Consider the following 17,317-nt stretch of genomic DNA (forward strand, 5'->3'; position numbering starts at 1 on the left):
TTTAGTTGTAAGCGTTTACATTATACAATAAAATTAAGTTAAAGAGATAGAGGAGAAAAGAAAAGGAGGGATTTCTCGTTGGAGAATCAAGATATTATTATGGGGATAATCATTCATGGAGGTAACGCAAGAAGTGACGCGATGCGAGCAATGGCTCTCGCAAAGAACGCGAAATTTAGCGAGGCAGAGCAATTGATGGAGCAAGTCAACGAGGAATTGAATAAGGCCCATCGGATTCAGACGGATTTGATTCAAGCAGAATCTAGAGGTGAAAGTACAGAGGTATCTCTTTTAATGGTTCACGCACAAGATCATTTTATGAATGCGATGACTGTTAAAGATTTAGCATTAGAAATCATTAATTTAAATAAAAAAATATATCAACTTTTAGGAGGAAACTAAAATGAAAAATATTTTATTAGTTTGTGCAGCTGGGATGTCAACAAGTATGTTGGTCAACAAGATGCAAAAAGCAGCTGAAGGAAAAGGTGAAGATATTAACATTAATGCAACGTCAGGTGGTGACATTAAATCTTACATTGGTGATGCAGATGTCTTACTTTTGGGCCCACAAGTTTCCTATTTGAAAGATGACTATACGAATCAATATGGGGGCGCAAATGGTATCCCTGTTGAAGTGATTAATAGTTTAGATTACGGCACAATGAATGGTGAAAAAGTGTTGAATTGGGCACTTGAACTTATAGATCAATAAATGATAAAAGGAGGAAGTAAATTATGGCTATCTCAGGTTTTCAACAAAAGCTACAGTCTGTTGCAGGTAAAATTAGTTCGAATAAGTATTTAAAAGCCGTTTCAGATGGTTTAATGTCAGCATTACCCGCACTTATTATTGGTGCCTTTTCAACATTATTAAGTGGGATGCAATTTGAAGCCTATCAAAATTTTATTACCAATACTGGACTTAAAGAATTATTAGAATTACCGGCTCAGTATACCACTGATATGGTAGCAGTCTATGCCGTCTTCTTTATCGCCTTTCGTTTAGCAGGTGCATTTGATAAAGATGGTGCACCAGCAGGATTAATAGCACTTATGTCATTTTTTGTATTAACACCAACTGCGGTTATGGAAGATACATCCGTTTTACCGTTTCAATTTTTAGGTGCACAAGGTTTGTTTGTTGCGATTATCGTTGGTTTAATTAGTGCACGCTTGTATGTCTTTATTGTCAATAAGGGGATTACAATCAAAATGCCAGATGGTGTGCCACCGACGGTTGCCAAAACATTTACTGGTTTAGTACCAGGGATCTTAATTGTTGTTCTCTTTACGATTGTCAGCTTTCTTTTCAGAATGACAGCATTTGAAAGTATGCACCAATTTGTCTATTCCTTTATTCAAACACCAATGCAAAATCTAGGTGGTGGTTTCTGGTCATTAATTGCGATGACATTAGTGATTCACATCCTTTGGTTACTTGGTATCCATGGTATGCTAGTTATTCTACCTATTTATTTAAGTATTTGGATGCCGTTAGGTGTGGAAAACTTAGATGCAATGGCAGCGGGTCAAGAGTTGCCGAATATTGTTAATACAGCATTTGCTCAACTGTTTATGTTACTAGGTGGATCTGGTGCGACTCTAGGTTTAGCGATAATTATGACCTTTATGGCGAAAAGTAAGCGATATCGAATGTTAGGTAAGATTGCTTTACCGGGCTCGATATTTGGAATCAATGAACCACTGATCTTTGGTTTGCCAATCGTCTTAAACCCATATTTGGCGATTCCATTTGTACTAGCACCTTTAACTGCTGTCATTATTCCTTACTTCTTAATGGCATCAGGGATGATTACGAAATTGGCAGGGGCACACTTGCCACTAGGTACACCAGCTTTCTTTAACGCTATTTTGCAAGGTGGTTTTGTTATCCTCATCGTGCAAATTTTGATGATTGTTGTCACTGCGTTAGTTTACTATCCATTTTTCCGTGTGATTGATAAGCAAGCCCTTGCGGAAGAAAAAGCAGCAGAACAATAAGAATATTTTCTTATAAGTAGGTTAGTCTATGACTAGCCTACTTTTTTGCTATGTTAGCAGATAAGAAGTATAGCGAATATAAACGTTTGGTTTAAATCAAATAATCTTTAGAGAGGGCTGTTAGCTTTAATTCATTTAATATTTCTAACTTTAACCTAACTTACTTCCGCTAATAGTGGAAAATGACTAACTCTACCTCACTTCCTCTTATAGTGGAAAAACACTCGCTTTAGATGAAAACGTTTTAATTGTATAGTGTAATTAAGATAGATAAACGAGCTAACAAGGGAGGATACGCAGTTGGAAAATCAAGAAGTGGTAATGGGGATAATCATACATGGAGGCAATGCTAGAAGTGCTGCAATGCGAGCAATGGCTGCTGCCAAAAAAGCAAATTTCGAAGAGGCTGAACAGTTAGTAGAAGAGGCAAATGAAGAGCTAAACAAAGCGCATCGGATTCAAACGGATTTAATTCAAGCAGAATCCAGAGGTGAAACTACAGAGATTTCACTGCTAATGGTTCATGCACAAGATCACTTAATGAATGCGATGACCGTTCGAGACTTAACATTAGAAATTATTGATTTAAATAAAAAGATAAATGAAATTTCAGGAGGGAATTAAAATGAAAAACATTTTATTAGTATGTGCAGCAGGGATGTCAACAAGTATGTTAGTTAACAAAATGGAGAAAGCAGCAGAATCAAAAAATGAAGAAATTAAAATTGCGGCTACCTCAGGTGGAGATATTAAGACACATATCGAGGATGCAGATGTTTTACTTTTGGGTCCACAAGTGTCTTATTTAAAAGATGACTATACGAAACAATATGGGGGCGCAAATGGTATCCCTGTTGAAGTCATTAATAGTTTAGACTACGGCACAATGAATGGTGAAAAAGTGCTCGATTGGGCGCTTGATTTAATAAATTAATCTATAACATAATTAAGGGGGAAATTTATTATGGCTATTACAGGTTTTCAACAAAAGCTACAATCTGTTGCAGGTAAAATTAGCTCAAATCGTTATTTAAAAGCCATTTCAGACGGTTTGATGTCAGCGTTACCCGCACTTATTATTGGTGCCTTTTCAACATTATTAAGTGGGATGCAATTTGAAGCCTACCAAAATTTTATTACAAATACTGGCCTTAAAGAATTATTGGAATTACCGGCTCAGTATACCACCGATATGGTAGCAGTCTATGCCGTCTTCTTTATCGCCTTTCGTTTAGCGGGTACATTTGATAAAGATGGCGCACCAGCTGGATTAATAGCACTTATGTCATTTTTTGTATTAACACCAACTGGGGTTATGGAAGATGCAACGGTTTTACCGTTTCAATTTTTAGGTGCGCAAGGTTTGTTTGTTGCAATTATTGTTGGTCTGATTAGTGCACGCTTGTATGTCTTTATTGTCAATAAGGGGATTACAATCAAAATGCCAGATGGTGTGCCACCGACAGTTGCCAAAACGTTTACTGGTTTAGTTCCAGGTATTTTAATTGTTGTTCTCTTTACGATTGTTGCTTTTCTCTTCAGAATGACAGCATTTGAAAGTATGCACCAATTTGTTTATGCATTTATTCAAACACCAATGCAAAATCTAGGTGGAGGTTTCTGGTCATTAATTGCAATGACATTAGTAATTCACATCCTGTGGTTACTTGGAATTCACGGTATGCTTGTTATCTTACCTATTTATTTAAGTATTTGGATGCCGTTAGGTGTGGAAAACTTAGATGCGATCGCAGCGGGTCAAGAGTTGCCGAATATTGTTAATACAGCATTTGCTCAACTGTTTATGTTACTAGGTGGATCTGGTGCGACTCTAGGTTTAGCGATAATTATGACCTTTATGGCAAAAAGTAAGCGATATCGAACATTGGGTAAGATTTCGTTACCTGGTACCATTTTCGGAATTAATGAACCACTGATCTTTGGTTTGCCAATCGTCTTAAACCCATATTTGGCGATTCCATTTGTACTAGCACCTTTAACTGCTGTCATTATTCCTTACTTCTTAATGGCATCAGGAATGATTACGAAATTGGCAGGGGCACACTTGCCACTAGGTACACCAGCTTTCTTTAACGCTATTTTGCAAGGTGGTTTTGTTATCCTCATCGTGCAAATTTTGATGATTGTTGTCACAGCTTTAATATACTATCCGTTCTTCCGTGTGATCGATAAGCAAGCATATGCTGACGAACAAGAAGCTGCTAAACAATAAATTTAACGCAATTATTAGCGAAAAGTAAATACAGTAAGCAAAACCGAATGATATTATTTTATAAAAATCATTCGGTTTTGTGCAATATTATACTTATGAGGATAGAGCTTTGTATGAAACCTATTTAGATCTATCATCACTGTCCATGAGTACCTTTTTAGGTAAATATATTAAAGTTATTAAATGTAACATGTTACATTTAATTGTGACAACAATTTCATTTGTTATCCTTTTCATTAGTAAACAAGTTACCTATACTAAAAATAGAGAAGATAAATTACTTAGGAGGAATCTAATATGCCATTACAAAAAGATTTTTTATGGGGCGGTGCGATCGCAGCCAATCAAGCTGAAGGTGCATATAAAGAAGATGGAAAGGGAATGGCGTTAGTAGACGTATTGCCATCTGGGAAACAACGCTGGGATGCATTAGCAAACCCTAATAAAGCCCTAAATACAACTTATGATCACTATCCAAGTCATGAAGCGATTGATTTTTATCATACGTACAAAGAAGATATTAAGCTTTTTGCAGAAATGGGCTTCAAAGTTTTTCGTACGTCTATTTCATGGCCACGTATTTTTCCAAAAGGTGATGAGACAGAACCAAACGAAGCGGGGCTAAAGTTTTATGATGATTTATTTGCTGAGTGCCAAAAATATGGTATTGAACCATTAGTTACACTAAATCATTTTGATACACCTCTATATCTAACAACAGAATATGGTGGTTGGCGAAATCGTAAGCTAATTGGATTTTATGAGCGTTATGCTAAGGTGGTACTTGAGCGCTATAAAGATAAAGTGAAATATTGGTTGACTTTTAATGAAATTAATATGTTACTGCACATCCCATTTTTCGGTGGTGGTTTAATGATTGGTGAAGATGAGAATGCAGATCAAGTGAAATTCCAAGCAGCACACCATCAATTGGTTGCGTCAAGTTTGGCGACAAAAGCAGCAAAAGAAATTAATGGTGAGGATTTCATGATTGGCTGTATGTTAGCAGCTGGTGAGGTATATCCGTATTCTTGTCATCCAGAAGATATGATGAAAGCCGTTCATGATAATCGCAAACAGTACTTCTTCATTGATGTTCAATCACGTGGTGAATATCCTTCTTATACAAACCGAATGTTTAAGGAACTTGGTGTGGACCTTGAAATGGAACAAGGAGATGGAGAATTATTAAAGCAATACACAGTTGACTTTATTTCATTCTCTTACTATTCATCACGATTAACGAGTGCTGACCCAGAAAAATATAAGGATGATACAGCAGGAAATGCGTTTAAGTCATTAAAGAATCCACATTTAGAAGCATCTGAATGGGGCTGGCAAATTGATCCTGTTGGCTTACGTGTGACGATGAATAATATGTATGATCGCTATCAGAAACCATTATTTATTGTAGAGAATGGTCTTGGGGCAGTTGATGAATTAAAAGATGGTACGGTAGAAGATGATTATCGGATTGACTATATGCGCGAACATCTAAAACAAATGATCGAAGCCGTTGATGATGGTGTTGAATTACTCGGCTATACGTCATGGGGTTGTATTGATCTTGTTAGTGCAGGGACTGGCGAAATGAAGAAACGTTACGGTTTTATCTACGTTGATCGTGATAACGAGGGTAATGGTACAGGTAAACGTTATAAGAAAAAATCGTTTGACTGGTATAAGAAAGTCATCGAAACAAACGGGGAACAATTATAATAGACAGGAAAACATGCTAAGGCTCACTTAGCATGTTTTTTATGATTGAGGTAAAGGTGTAAGAGAGAAAAAAATCAGAAGGGAGCGGTTAAAATGCCAATAGGACCAACTAATAGGAGCTATATGCGTGATAAAATACCAAACTGGCTAAAACAAAACGCACGTTATCTATGGCTTTCTCTATTTTGAAGTGGATGTTTTACGGACGGTTATCTGTGATAAAGCTTTTCCCTATTGCTAACATGCTACCGGCGCTATTAATTATTATGCCAATCTCCTACTTTTGGACATTATTTTTCTAAATCAGTTATAATGAATGTTGTAACTGATGTTTAAAAGATATCTCATGACGAAGGGAAAAATTAAATGAACAAAATACAAGCTAAACTATTTATGATGTTAATCGGTAATCTCTTATTAGGCTTAGCGGTAGGGATATTCATTATAGCTGAGCTAGGTACAGATCCGTTTGCTACGATGAATTTGGGGATTAGTGCAACACTCGGTCTTTCATTAGGTTTTTACCAGCTGTTGTTTAATGCTCTATTGTTTATTATTATTATTGTCTATGGTAGACATTTAATTGGATTGGGAACGATTGTAAATATGGTTGCTATTGGCTTTATTGCTGATTTTATCGTATACAGTTATAACCAATTAAATGTTGGTCAACCGTCTATCACCGTCAAGTTGCTTTTACTTTTGATAGGGATCATGATCGCAAGCTTTGGTTTATCCCTCTATATAACTGCTCAATTAGGGGTGGCGCCCTATGATGCACTACCATTGATCATTATGAAAATGTTAAATGAAAGTATTTCTTTTACAAAAGCAAGATTAGCGGTTGATATATTAGCTGTAGTTATCGGTTCTCTTTTTGGTGCGGTTGTTGGCGTGGGTACATTATTGATTGCCGTATCATTAGGCCCAATGGTGACCTTTTACAATAAATGCATTTCCGAGCCGTTTTTACAGAGATATGATGTTTTAGTAGCTAAAAACAAATCAATATAAATCTAGAGTTGATAGCTTTTATATTGACGCATATACGGTTCCCAATCAGGAATTTTTAACATTTGTTGATGAGACGGGATACCAAACGGATGCTGAAAAGTAGGCTGGTCATTTAAATAAATTATGTGGAATTAAGCAGTGAATGGATTTCAAGTATCACAGAAAATAGTGCAAGATTGAAAGCTACTTTTATTTATTACAGCTAACCATCCAGTAAAACGCCTACTAATTAAAGGTTTATTTTATGATTATTTTCCATAATAATCCTGAATATTTCTTTGTTATTTGGAATCGCTGTCAAAACTGATGACTATGTTTGGCGAATATTAGTTTGTAGTGTGTCGACAGTGAATTCACTTTGGTTTGCTAAAGGTGAGCGTGTAACCAAAAAAATCTAGGCAATTTTAATGTTGCTATTATAGAGATGGTGTTCGATATGTATGATTATGAGTCAAGTGATACATCAAATAATAATGTTTTGGGAGTAACAGGATCTCTTCCTTTTACGGGGAGATGGTTAGTAGGATCAACTCCTGCAAAACAAATACCAAGTCATGGCACAGACATGTTTGGTGTAGGATATGCTATCGACTTTATGGCTGTCGATGAACAGAATCGCACAAGCCCTGAAGTAAGTTGGCGAACTTTTATTGGGACAGAATCGCCTGAAATTTTCTATGCATTTGGGAAGCCTGTTGTTTCACCTGTTTCAGGAAAAATAGTTAGTATTCATAATGGAGAACCAGATCATGAAGCGCGTCGCTCACTGCTTACATTAATACCTTATGCAGCCAAGCAAAATGAAAGAATTCGCAAAGGTCCTGCTGCAATTGCTGGCAACTATATAATTATTTCACCAAATCATTCAGATGTATATATCGCAATCGTCCATTTACAGTTGGATTCGCTTTTAGTAAAAGAGGGAGATCATGTATCAGAAGGCGAACATATTGCAAATTGCGGGAATTCAGGTAACTCAACGCAACCTCATATTCATATTCAAGCGATGACAAGTTTAAATTTTTCTAATACAAAGGGGGTTCCCCTTTACTTTAATGCGTTTAATCAGTGGGGAAAAGGGAATAGCGAGCCAACTATTGTAAAAAAAGCTTTTCCGAGGGCTAATGCGGTCGTCAGTCCAAGGCTAAACGAATGACGGATGTAATAATAATTTGCACTGCTACAGAAAAGAGGTATTTTGTTAAAACATTATTTAATTTATCACAGATAACCGTCCGTAAAACACCCACCTCAAAATAGAGAATAGCGTTAAATCTATTTAGGTGGATGATAATGGACACTAATGCCCTGATTCACTCAACTAACCCTCAGTGGGAGAAGAACGAAAATCCCACTGATTGAAGGTTCGTTTTATTCCAGTAAAACAGTTATGTATCAGAGATTCGTACGACGATCTGAGAGGAGGACTTATCGTCCCCATCTCAGATAGATGATAAAATGACAACATGATACACTTTGATCACTTCTGATGGTTATTGAAATGCCTGTTGGGTTATAGCTTGCTGTTACATCACTGGTTGTTCCGATTGATTGAAGCAGACGGTTAACATCGTCAGATTTATCTGCTTGTGCTGCTGTTATTAATTGATGACTAAAAGTCTGATCAGATAACTTATCTAAAATCATAATTGGTTCATTGGAAATCGCTTTCAATGTCGATATTGACTGCTGAAACATACTTGTATCAACTGCTGGATACTCTCGATATTGATTGAGTACTGAATAAGAGGGATAATATCTAAACATAGACGGAGGATAAGAGGAAACAATAGGTCTGTAATACATAATGAACCTCCTGATATTGCATTTATTGTTTGCGAATACCCAAAAAGCTTGTGTTAATCCTAAATCCATCATAAGTAAGCATAGAACCGGGGTTAAATATATGGTATAAATCAATGGTGTAATAGTTATTGTATTTTGAGAGGTATTCATTATAGAGTTTATGCTGATTGTGCTATCGTTATTAATTATTTAACTAATAAACTCAACTTAGACTCGCCGATGAGCTATGTTCCGCTTTCCGTGGGCGTGGCTTGAGCTACTCCCACCGGAGTCTACACACTCACCTGCTAAATAGTGCTTTATTTCGTGCGGTTGGGCTTACTCAGGAAACCGCATGAATCCGCGATCGCACGCAAAATGGAGAAATCGCATTCAGTATGAATCACCCGTCTAAGTGGAGATAAGCAAGGGGTGAGACATCCCCCATAGCCGTCAAGCTAAGGATCAATTACAGAAAAAGCAAGTCTAGAGCGTATAATTTTTACACGAAATTATATTATTTTCCAATTCGGTACATGATTAGTAAAACCACTTTGTTGCTTTTTTAAAAATATTACGCTGTTAAAAGTGGCTGTTGATTTGCGATCCAGGCATTCGCTTTCCGCGGGCTCGCGCTGAGCCTCCTCGTTCGCACAGAACGCTCACTGTGGGGTCTCATCGTCTTCGCTTTTCCCGCAGGAGTCGAATGCCTTCCTCTCCAATCAACAAAGTTAAAAAACAATAAGCTTTGGCAAAACCCAAATATTCATCTATACTGCTTTGAAAGTTCGTTCATAAGTAAGATTTAAGATGTCAAAAGGACTCTTATGCTGATAGCGAAGATCTTTCCTTCCATGTCGGTATACATTTTGATAAATATTCTTCATCAGTGCACGAAGTGAAGAGATATCATGCAATGGCTGTCCTTTCTCATCTTCAATGGCGCTTTTCGCAAGGTCGATACACATTGGTGCAAGCTCCTGCCGTTCAGCTAACTGAAGAAAAATACCCTTCAAAAAGGCAACACCTTTCTCATTGGAACGTTGATGTAAGGCTTGTTTCGAAATATCCGTACCAGATAATCGCGTGATTGTTGCACAAAGCTTGCTCAATCCTTCAGCGCCTACTGTTTTTTGTAAAAAGGCACAGATACTTAAGAAATCCTCTGGCATTAATTTATTTTCACGTTGAACAAAACCTGTTTCACGCGCCCATTGACGTACCTCAGAAACAGATAACACCTGATGAACAGCTTGAATAAATGGCTCCATTTTCTTCGTGAAATGCATCGTAAACCCCTCCAAATAAATATTTCTTTTCTGTTAGGGTACCGTATTTTTCTGTTGTTTTAAATCTTACTGCTTAGCTTGACGGCTATGAGGCATCCACGCGAAAAGCGAATCCATGCTTTTCGGAACGAAATAACGTGCTAAACGTATGAGAAGGTTGAATGACTATTTTCAGTGTGCGAAAGTTGAGTAATAAAGTTCTGCAATAGCTATATAATAAAACTTGAGTGATTGGCATCATCAGACAAACCGTCCGTAAATCGCCCACTGATTAAAGAAGTATTTTATTAAGTTTTTAGTTTACAAAGTAAACTAAATCACGTAAGCTATTTATGCAAGCATTTACATTATTGTCATGGAGGTATGAAATGGAATTATTGGTTGAGCAATTTGCTAGTTTAAATTTATTGAATCAATTTTGGATTACTTTATTTTTAATTATTCCGATGGTGCTTATTGCACGGACAGTTGTTGCTGGTACGCGTTATTCACCTATTTTAATTATTGTTATCTTTGGTTTGTCAATGGGGTATATTCTCGTGCATACGGGGGTTGCAGAACCAGGAATAACTGCATTTCCGATGGTTAATATGGTGGCATCATCAACGATTATTGCGTTAATCGTATCGTTCTTTGTTGGTGGGCAAGAGCTAAGAAAGATTTTCTCGAATAAGCCCCTGAAAAATGAAGAAATGGTGATCCCGTCATCGCAAGAAGCAGTATTAGGAACAACGCGGACTCAAATTGTCATGATTATTCGTGCATTCTTTTTGTTAATTGGCATAGAGGGTGCCACAAGAACATTAATAGGAACCAGTACAAGTTCATTAAGTGATGTCTATCCTTTAATTGCCTATATAGGTATTGTTGGGTCCATTATTTTTATCGATAATCGCGCGACGATTACCAATAAGTCCTTATATATTAGAAAAGGGATTTTAGAAATTGTTGGTATTATATTTGTTTTGTATGCAGCTTATTTGATAGCTGAAACGATTGAACCCTTGATTGCACTACCACAAATTTTCTTTGCAATGATTGTCTCTGCTTTGGCAGGCGCTATTCTTTATCGGTGGTCATTTGGACCAACCATTAAAGCGCTATTATTTGCTGGGATTCCTGTTGTTTTAGCAGGTAATTTTATGGTTGGAGGATCAAGAATCGGAGAGGCTTTTACCATTGAAGGTATGGGTGCTGTCCTTTCTTATGGTTTCTTTGGTCAATTGTTCTTTATGTTTGGTGGTATTGCCGTTTTAATGTTTTTTGCTAAAACAAATCATGTTAGAAATTTAGCGCCTGGAATGGCTGGTGCACTGTCACATTCGGGACTGACAGGTGCTTGTACTGCAGGCGATTTAGGAGCCGAGGCGGCGAGTCGAGCACCGATTATGATTAATATTCCGTTTTTTGGTCATGTTTTTGTTTTTTCAGTATTAGCGATAAGTGCAGAAAATGGAGCGCTATGGATTTGGCCATCACTATTAATTGTTGCGGTTGGACTTGCTTTCACCATTTTGGCTTTAAAACATTTGCGAATTGCTAATCATGATGATGCCAAAGAGATTAAAGCACTGATGCAATTTTCGTTTGGCTGGCAACTTGTAGCTGTATTTGGTGGTTTGCTTTTATTAACATTAAGTACGATTGCTTTTGATTATTCTGGTATGGCGCAAGCATCTGCAATTTCACACTTTGGTTTATTTGCAGCTATTCAAGAGGGGATGTTTGGCGCAGAGTCGGCTAATCTGATTCCATTTATCTTTTCTATGCCATTTCTTGTTCACCCGGTTGTCTTTTTCATGTTTGGAAAGGCAATGAAAGATGGCGGGAAGATGCCGATTAAAACAGTGTATATCATTAGTGCTATTGGTGTTATTGGTTTAATGATTTCATTATTTGTTATTTGATGTTGATCAAGTCAAAAAAATTCATTTTATTTGCGTGAAAAGCTACCTCCCAACGTTAGACAACCGCTAACGTTGGGAGGTAGCTATTATATTTTATTGATATGAGCAAGCAAAGTTTTAAAGTTCATCAGTTTAAAAATAAAATGTTAATGCATCCGTGCTTAATTCTGATAAACCGAAAATTAAGTAAACAAGTATAAGTGTGATCAATGTAATAATCAAATAGCTCTTTCCATATCCCTTTATAAACATAAAAAGACTGGTCGTGGCGGCCAAGAAAAAGAAAATGGCAGCAGCGAGAATAGCTATAGATGACATAATGCTACTCCTTTCGGTAATAGAGACAGATTTAGAATTTCCTGCCTAGGTATTATTAACTAAAACCTACTACCTTTATTATTATATAACAATTGTCAAGTTGGATGATTATAGTTGACAAATGAAACTGTAAAAGCGCTCTTTTCAATTTTTCAATAGCGTTTTTTCATAGTATTAATAGATAAAATATTAATAATCATGCTATAATAGATATAAGTAATAGATTAAGGAGTGCCAAAACATGTTCAAAAAGTATCATCGTTTTATATACATGGCTAGTTTTCAATTGTTGTTAATTATTTTTTTCTTAATATTTAGTATGATCGAGTACGGGTTTAATATGATGACGATATCAGTCCTTTTTATTTTATTTATAGGTGTGGTACTCAATGTACTCCTTTATTTTTATTTCAAAAAAATCAATATGCAAACCGAGTAAAAGATTGTTTTGGGGGATTTTAAATGGACTCAATGGAGCTAATGGATAAACTGAATGATATTGTACCTGCTTATCAACCTTTTGTCAGTGCAGTGACCCATGAAATTGCTGGCTATGAACTGTTTGCAAGACGAGTTGAGGGAAATCGACTCATCAGTTTAGCTTCTTTTTTTAATGATGAGGAAGTGCCTGCGGAATACAAATTAGAAGTGAATCAACATGTATTAACGCAAGCATTATCTCAACTCTCTCACTATCCTTCGCTGTTCTTAATGATTAATTGGACGGCAGAAGAATGGTTAATTGATGATGGAGAACCATTACTTGAGCGATTAAATGCTTTTGATGAAGCGGGTTTTCCATTGCAAAGAATCATTGTACAAATAAAAGAACAAGATTTAGACATCTATTATGACCAGCTGTATCACCTTTTACTTTATTACAAAAGCTGTGGTATTCAAATAGCAATTGATCAATTAGGTGCTAGAACAGCTAATTTAGATCGGATCAGACAACTAGAGCCTAATGTGTTAAAAATGAATACACGTATTATAGGTAGCTATGATTCAAAGGGCTATGATGATATTATCTATTCCTTTGAACAATTGGCTGAACGGATTGGCGCGGCACTATTATTTGATAATATTGAAGATGATTTCCTACACTACTATGCATGGAAACATGGTGGTCGTTATTATCAAGGCTTTTATTTGTCCGATATACATAGTGGTAATCTAGATCATTCAACGATTGCGGTCGATATCTCACAAAAAACAGCTAGCTTTGTAAAGCGTCAAAAACAGTTAGTTGAGACACGTCTAAACTGGATACTTGATTGGGAAAAACAGTTAATAGAGCTTGTAAATGTATGGTGGCAATTAAACGAAGTTAATCCATTTTTAGAAAAAGTAGGCGAAGTCTTTCATAATGAAAGCTTCCGCATTTATATTTGTGACAGTAATGGTGAGCAGATATCAGCAAACTATCATAAAAGATCTAATCAATGGTTTTTTGAAAGTGATTATATAGGGGCAAACTGGGCTTTTCGTCCTTATTATTTAACAAACATGATGCACATGCGACTGTGGAATCGCGCGATGTTGTCAGAGATTTATGCAGATATTGAAACACGTGAACGGATTCGAACCTTAAGCTTCCCTTTATCAAAGGATTATTTTATCTTTATCGATATAGCTTATCGTTTCATATATAAGAATGATTGTTTCTTAATTTAGGTTAGGTAACAACAGATACATTTAGATTGATACGATAGTAAACGGTATTGTTAATGAATCATCATGTATACATTTAGATACTAAATTTCACATGAAGAAGGGTAATAATTGAGACTTTTGCTCTAACGTATATGTGATCAAATAAAAGAAAATGTGAAGCCAAATCGTAATGACATGCGTTGTTGTGATTTGGCTTCACATGCTAGTTTATTATTTTTTTTCGGTATTTAAATCGATGCCAACTTGATTCAGTGAATAATCACCCCGGTATGAATACCACTCGGTAATGTCGCTGTGAATCGATTGTTTAATGCCGCTAACTGTATAGTGCCTTCCTATAAAGTTATTTAAGATTGAAGCTCGGATAGTTGCTATATCAAGTCTTTTCTGAAGCAGACTTTGTTTCAATTCAAGCGCTTGAATACGATCTCGTTTTAAAAATACGGTCTCTCGAGATAGGAGTAACATCGATTGGATCGTTAATTGCTGTTTGGTTAAATGAGCGCCTGCCATCCGGTAATTCAAGTAAAAGTAGATACTACCCATTAGTAATAACAGACCGTTAATCCACCAGAACGGTCGAGCAAATAATAGAGTAACGGCAAGCGTTACAGATAATCCTACTAACAGTTGACACCATTGATAATAAAATAACCGCCTAGACACAGGGTGTAGATCTGGCATAGTGTATTGATACTCAGGTAGCATCGTGGTTAGAAATGCCTGAATTTCAGATTTTTTAATAAGTGGAAAGATAATCGTTCGCATATTTTCACTTTGATCGACTTCTCCTCCTGCAACTTCCAGGTAAACGGTAGCTAATTGAAAAGGTAGCCTTATGATATTTTGTTTAATGCCAACTGCTTGAATACGATTAAGTGGGATCGACAGTTGTTTTTTTTCCCAGAGTCCTCTTGTTATATAGAGTTCTTTTTCATATCGAACGACAGTAAAGTCTCCGTATTTGATAATCGAACCTAGTACACCTAAAAGCCACATTAATATAAATAGAATCATTGACAGTGCGATTAAGGTTCCCAATGCTTGGGTTAAAAGCCAAGCTGTTGTTGATTGATAAATGTCATCTGGGATAAATAGTTCAGCTTCTGAAATGCCAAAAAGTAAAATACTTATAATGACACCGAAGCCACCAGACGTGGAGCCGAAAGCAAATAATCGCTTGTAACTGGCTTCATATTTTGGCACTTGTTGTTCAAGGATATAATCATAGTCATAAGTGTTAGTAGTTTCTGTTCCGCTTTGATCTTGCTGATCAAACTTTAGTTGATTTCTAAGTGCGTGTGCTTCCTCAATGGAAATAGCAGTCAACTTAGCATCGACATTAATATCACTACCTGCTGTTTCAATTTGTAACTCTGTTAACCCAAGCAGTCGGTGAATAATATTTTGACTTAAATGAATGGACTGGATGCGATGCTTAGAAATGGTTCGTTTTTTGCGAATGATAATCCCACGCTCAATCTTCAACTCATTTTGATTAAGCGAATAAGTAAATCTTAACCAATTTAACCAGCTATATATGATGATCGAACATGCGATTGCAATAGTTGCAATCAATAAGTAAGTGAAAAATTGTTCTCGACCAAAAATAATAATAAGTGAAAATAGTAATAAAATCGTTTCTTTCATTGTTTTGAAAAATATAAAAATAATGGCAGCAATATGAAGACGTCTAGGTTCAAATGTCATCTTGTTCCACCCTAGCCAATATTGATATTTGATCACGCAATTGCTCAGCTTCTGCTTCACTTAAAGCTGGGATTTCATGAGTGGTTGCTGCCGTCGTTATCTCTAAGTTAGCCAGATTAAACTTTTTTAAAATTGGTCCTTGTTTGGTATCCACATGCTGAACCCGAACCATCGGTACAAGTGTTCGTTTCACAATAATGATCCCATGTTGTATGTAAATCTCCTGATCATAAAGTTGATAACGCCACCTTCGCCAGCGCAGTGAAGGAATTAAAATAATGCTTAGTAATACAATAACGATGGTAAAGATAAGACTTATACCGCTAAACCAATAATTCCACTTAAGCATGGCCGCTGTAATAAATAGACCTATGGTGATTAACATTAAAATAATGGAATAAATAAGTCCATGTATCTTCCAAACTTTAATTGCAGAAGGGGCAATCCTTTGACTTGGTGGATAACGCAAGAAAAACACATCCTTTTTATCTTTTATCCTTTCAATTATAGCTCAATTATTCACAGATAACTAGGTAATAATGGGTTTATCACAGATAACCGGTCGTAACTCCCCTCAAAATAGAGCGTAGTGCAAAACGATTGAGGTGGGTGATAACGGACGCTAATGTCGAGATTCACTCAACGAACCTGCAATCAGGGGGCGTTATAGATGAGATGATTTAATTCACCTTATGAATTTTTTGCTCGTGCCATGTTATACTAATGATTAAATGCCTTATCATAATAAAAATGAAACAGAAAAATAATATGTGTGATATTTCAGAAGTACATCATAGTTCTTTAATATTTTTAAGGTTTTAATACATATAACGCTTGTCGACTACTAAAATGCAAGGTGCTTGTTCAGATTTGGAAACCAGTTTAACCGATTAAGCTAAACTAGCGAGGAGTGACCTTAATGCAAAATGCTGAGCGCTTTTTGATTGCATTTAATAAAATAGAAAAACATCTTAGCAAAATTTTGAATGAAGACCGTTATATACCTTTTCATCGTGCAGTTCATCAATTAAAGAAAACAAGTGCTGTCATTAATCGCTATCATCAGGATCTACTTGAATATTCCGAATTACGCAACGCTATTGTACATGAGCGTACAGAAGTTAATTATGCTATTGCTGATCCGTATATCGATACGGTTCAAGCGATTGAATGGATTGCTGAACAAATTACAGCACCAAAACAAATTATTCCAACATTTGAAAAAGCGTTAAAAGTTGTACAAGCTGATTTAGAACTAAGTGAGGTGCTTGCTATGGTTAAAGAGACTGAGTATTCTCAGTTTCCAGTTTATCAAAACAACCAATTTATCGGCTTATTGACAGATAAGACACTTTTGCATTGGATTGCTCAACAGATGAATGGTGATGCCGGACAATGGCCGACTACGAAGATAATGGAAATTGCCAAAGATGTGAAGAAGGTTAGTCATTATCGTTTTGTTCCAAAAACAATGGATATCTATCAAGCAGAAGCGATATTTATAGATAACATAAAAAAGCATCAACGGTTAGATGCTTTACTTATTACGGAAGAGGGAAAAGCAGATCAAAGGCTACTAGGTATGGTATCTCCCCATGATTTAATTGACATTCCTTAATCGTGTGTGTACAACTATTTTTATAAGCATCTTAATACGTAGAAAA

At 36.2% G+C, this 17,317-nt stretch carries 19 protein-coding genes; 14 read left to right on the forward strand and 5 right to left on the reverse strand.

The window, feature by feature from the left end; all coding sequences use genetic code 11:
• Positions 1 to 78: 78 nt before the first annotated feature.
• The 10 genes from JOE23_RS02760 to JOE23_RS02805 all read left to right on the forward strand — a co-directional run bounded on the left by JOE23_RS02760 (position 79) and on the right by JOE23_RS02805 (position 8,126).
• Positions 79 to 402 carry a PTS lactose/cellobiose transporter subunit IIA gene (locus JOE23_RS02760; protein ID WP_204435756.1) on the forward strand — a complete coding sequence of 108 codons (324 nt, stop codon included), beginning with the start codon at positions 79 to 81 and terminating at the stop codon, positions 400 to 402.
• Between the two features lies 1 nt (position 403).
• On the forward strand, positions 404 to 715 hold the full coding sequence (locus tag JOE23_RS02765; protein ID WP_204435757.1) for a PTS sugar transporter subunit IIB: 312 nt from the start codon (positions 404 to 406) through the stop codon (positions 713 to 715).
• A 23-nt stretch (positions 716 to 738) separates the two neighbouring features.
• Complete coding sequence (locus tag JOE23_RS02770) at positions 739 to 2,004, forward strand: PTS sugar transporter subunit IIC (protein ID WP_204435758.1); 1,266 nt, start codon at positions 739 to 741, stop codon at positions 2,002 to 2,004.
• 300 nt (positions 2,005 to 2,304) lie between these two features.
• Positions 2,305 to 2,628, forward strand: a complete 324-nt coding sequence (locus JOE23_RS02775; protein ID WP_204435759.1) for a PTS lactose/cellobiose transporter subunit IIA — start codon at positions 2,305 to 2,307, stop codon at positions 2,626 to 2,628.
• A 1-nt stretch (position 2,629) separates the two neighbouring features.
• Positions 2,630 to 2,938, forward strand: coding sequence for a PTS sugar transporter subunit IIB (locus JOE23_RS02780; protein WP_204435760.1), 309 nt, complete (start codon positions 2,630 to 2,632; stop codon positions 2,936 to 2,938).
• 30 nt (positions 2,939 to 2,968) lie between these two features.
• On the forward strand, positions 2,969 to 4,237 hold the full coding sequence (locus JOE23_RS02785) for a PTS sugar transporter subunit IIC (RefSeq protein WP_204435761.1): 1,269 nt from the start codon (positions 2,969 to 2,971) through the stop codon (positions 4,235 to 4,237).
• Between the two features lie 297 nt (positions 4,238 to 4,534).
• Complete coding sequence (locus tag JOE23_RS02790) at positions 4,535 to 5,956, forward strand: 6-phospho-beta-glucosidase (protein WP_204435762.1); 1,422 nt, start codon at positions 4,535 to 4,537, stop codon at positions 5,954 to 5,956.
• A gap of 366 nt (positions 5,957 to 6,322) precedes the next feature.
• The gene (locus JOE23_RS02795; RefSeq protein ID WP_204435763.1) at positions 6,323 to 6,970 is read left to right on the forward strand and encodes a YczE/YyaS/YitT family protein; all 648 of its coding nucleotides are present in this window, start codon (positions 6,323 to 6,325) and stop codon (positions 6,968 to 6,970) included.
• Positions 6,971 to 6,992: 22 nt separating this feature from the next.
• Positions 6,993 to 7,073, forward strand: coding sequence for a hypothetical protein (locus tag JOE23_RS17815; protein ID WP_338021884.1), 81 nt, complete (start codon positions 6,993 to 6,995; stop codon positions 7,071 to 7,073).
• A 333-nt stretch (positions 7,074 to 7,406) separates the two neighbouring features.
• Entirely contained in the window at positions 7,407 to 8,126 is a 720-nt protein-coding gene (locus JOE23_RS02805; protein ID WP_204435764.1) for a M23 family metallopeptidase, read from the forward strand.
• 272 nt (positions 8,127 to 8,398) lie between these two features.
• Here JOE23_RS02805 and JOE23_RS02810 read toward each other — a convergent pair whose 3' ends face one another.
• Both JOE23_RS02810 and JOE23_RS02815 read right to left on the reverse strand, forming a co-directional pair.
• Positions 8,399 to 8,776 (reverse strand): YuzC family spore coat inner layer protein, encoded by a 378-nt coding sequence (locus tag JOE23_RS02810; RefSeq protein WP_204435765.1) that lies wholly within the window; start codon positions 8,774 to 8,776, stop codon positions 8,399 to 8,401.
• Between the two features lie 749 nt (positions 8,777 to 9,525).
• Complete coding sequence (locus tag JOE23_RS02815) at positions 9,526 to 10,044, reverse strand: hypothetical protein (RefSeq protein WP_204435766.1); 519 nt, start codon at positions 10,042 to 10,044, stop codon at positions 9,526 to 9,528.
• A 368-nt stretch (positions 10,045 to 10,412) separates the two neighbouring features.
• Between JOE23_RS02815 and JOE23_RS02820 the strand changes: the two genes are divergently transcribed.
• A complete protein-coding gene (locus JOE23_RS02820; protein WP_204435767.1) occupies positions 10,413 to 11,951 on the forward strand; it encodes a hypothetical protein in 1,539 nt (512 codons plus the stop codon).
• Between the two features lie 132 nt (positions 11,952 to 12,083).
• Here the strand turns inward: JOE23_RS02820 and JOE23_RS02825 are convergent, their stop codons facing one another.
• Entirely contained in the window at positions 12,084 to 12,269 is a 186-nt protein-coding gene (locus tag JOE23_RS02825) for a hypothetical protein (protein ID WP_204435768.1), read from the reverse strand.
• A gap of 241 nt (positions 12,270 to 12,510) precedes the next feature.
• Here JOE23_RS02825 and JOE23_RS02830 point away from each other — a divergent pair, with 241 nt between their 5' ends.
• Together JOE23_RS02830 and JOE23_RS02835 are read left to right on the forward strand one after the other, a co-directional pair.
• On the forward strand, positions 12,511 to 12,708 hold the full coding sequence (locus JOE23_RS02830) for a hypothetical protein (RefSeq protein ID WP_204435769.1): 198 nt from the start codon (positions 12,511 to 12,513) through the stop codon (positions 12,706 to 12,708).
• A gap of 23 nt (positions 12,709 to 12,731) precedes the next feature.
• Positions 12,732 to 13,943, forward strand: a complete 1,212-nt coding sequence (locus JOE23_RS02835; protein WP_204435770.1) for an EAL domain-containing protein — start codon at positions 12,732 to 12,734, stop codon at positions 13,941 to 13,943.
• A gap of 210 nt (positions 13,944 to 14,153) precedes the next feature.
• Here the strand turns inward: JOE23_RS02835 and JOE23_RS02840 are convergent, their stop codons facing one another.
• Positions 14,154 to 15,653 carry a PH domain-containing protein gene (locus JOE23_RS02840; protein WP_204435771.1) on the reverse strand — a complete coding sequence of 500 codons (1,500 nt, stop codon included), beginning with the start codon at positions 15,651 to 15,653 and terminating at the stop codon, positions 14,154 to 14,156.
• Positions 15,643 to 16,122: a PH domain-containing protein gene (locus JOE23_RS02845; RefSeq protein ID WP_204435772.1), complete on the reverse strand. Its 480-nt coding sequence runs from the start codon at positions 16,120 to 16,122 to the stop codon at positions 15,643 to 15,645. Before JOE23_RS02845 ends, JOE23_RS02840 begins: the two co-directional genes overlap by 11 nt.
• 450 nt (positions 16,123 to 16,572) lie before the next feature.
• Here JOE23_RS02845 and JOE23_RS02850 point away from each other — a divergent pair, with 450 nt between their 5' ends.
• Entirely contained in the window at positions 16,573 to 17,271 is a 699-nt protein-coding gene (locus JOE23_RS02850) for a CBS domain-containing protein (RefSeq protein WP_204435773.1), read from the forward strand.
• The last annotated feature ends 46 nt before the right edge of the window (positions 17,272 to 17,317 follow it).

The organism is Amphibacillus cookii (assembly GCF_016908375.1).
GTDB lineage: Bacteria > Bacillota > Bacilli > Bacillales > Amphibacillaceae > Amphibacillus_C > Amphibacillus_C cookii.

Coding starts and splice junctions, on each gene's coding strand:
- JOE23_RS02830 (WP_204435769.1), top strand. CDS start 12,511: ATGTTCAAAAAGTATCATCGTTTTATATACATGGCTAGTTTTCAATTG.
- JOE23_RS02815 (WP_204435766.1), bottom strand. CDS start 10,044: ATGCATTTCACGAAGAAAATGGAGCCATTTATTCAAGCTGTTCATCAG.
- JOE23_RS02765 (WP_204435757.1), top strand. CDS start 404: ATGAAAAATATTTTATTAGTTTGTGCAGCTGGGATGTCAACAAGTATG.
- JOE23_RS02780 (WP_204435760.1), top strand. CDS start 2,630: ATGAAAAACATTTTATTAGTATGTGCAGCAGGGATGTCAACAAGTATG.
- JOE23_RS02820 (WP_204435767.1), top strand. CDS start 10,413: ATGGAATTATTGGTTGAGCAATTTGCTAGTTTAAATTTATTGAATCAA.
- JOE23_RS02810 (WP_204435765.1), bottom strand. CDS start 8,776: ATGTATTACAGACCTATTGTTTCCTCTTATCCTCCGTCTATGTTTAGA.
- JOE23_RS02790 (WP_204435762.1), top strand. CDS start 4,535: ATGCCATTACAAAAAGATTTTTTATGGGGCGGTGCGATCGCAGCCAAT.
- JOE23_RS02840 (WP_204435771.1), bottom strand. CDS start 15,653: ATGACATTTGAACCTAGACGTCTTCATATTGCTGCCATTATTTTTATA.
- JOE23_RS02770 (WP_204435758.1), top strand. CDS start 739: ATGGCTATCTCAGGTTTTCAACAAAAGCTACAGTCTGTTGCAGGTAAA.
- JOE23_RS02825 (WP_204435768.1), bottom strand. CDS start 12,269: ATGTCATCTATAGCTATTCTCGCTGCTGCCATTTTCTTTTTCTTGGCC.
- JOE23_RS02805 (WP_204435764.1), top strand. CDS start 7,407: ATGTATGATTATGAGTCAAGTGATACATCAAATAATAATGTTTTGGGA.
- JOE23_RS02850 (WP_204435773.1), top strand. CDS start 16,573: ATGCAAAATGCTGAGCGCTTTTTGATTGCATTTAATAAAATAGAAAAA.
- JOE23_RS02795 (WP_204435763.1), top strand. CDS start 6,323: ATGAACAAAATACAAGCTAAACTATTTATGATGTTAATCGGTAATCTC.
- JOE23_RS02835 (WP_204435770.1), top strand. CDS start 12,732: ATGGACTCAATGGAGCTAATGGATAAACTGAATGATATTGTACCTGCT.
- JOE23_RS02785 (WP_204435761.1), top strand. CDS start 2,969: ATGGCTATTACAGGTTTTCAACAAAAGCTACAATCTGTTGCAGGTAAA.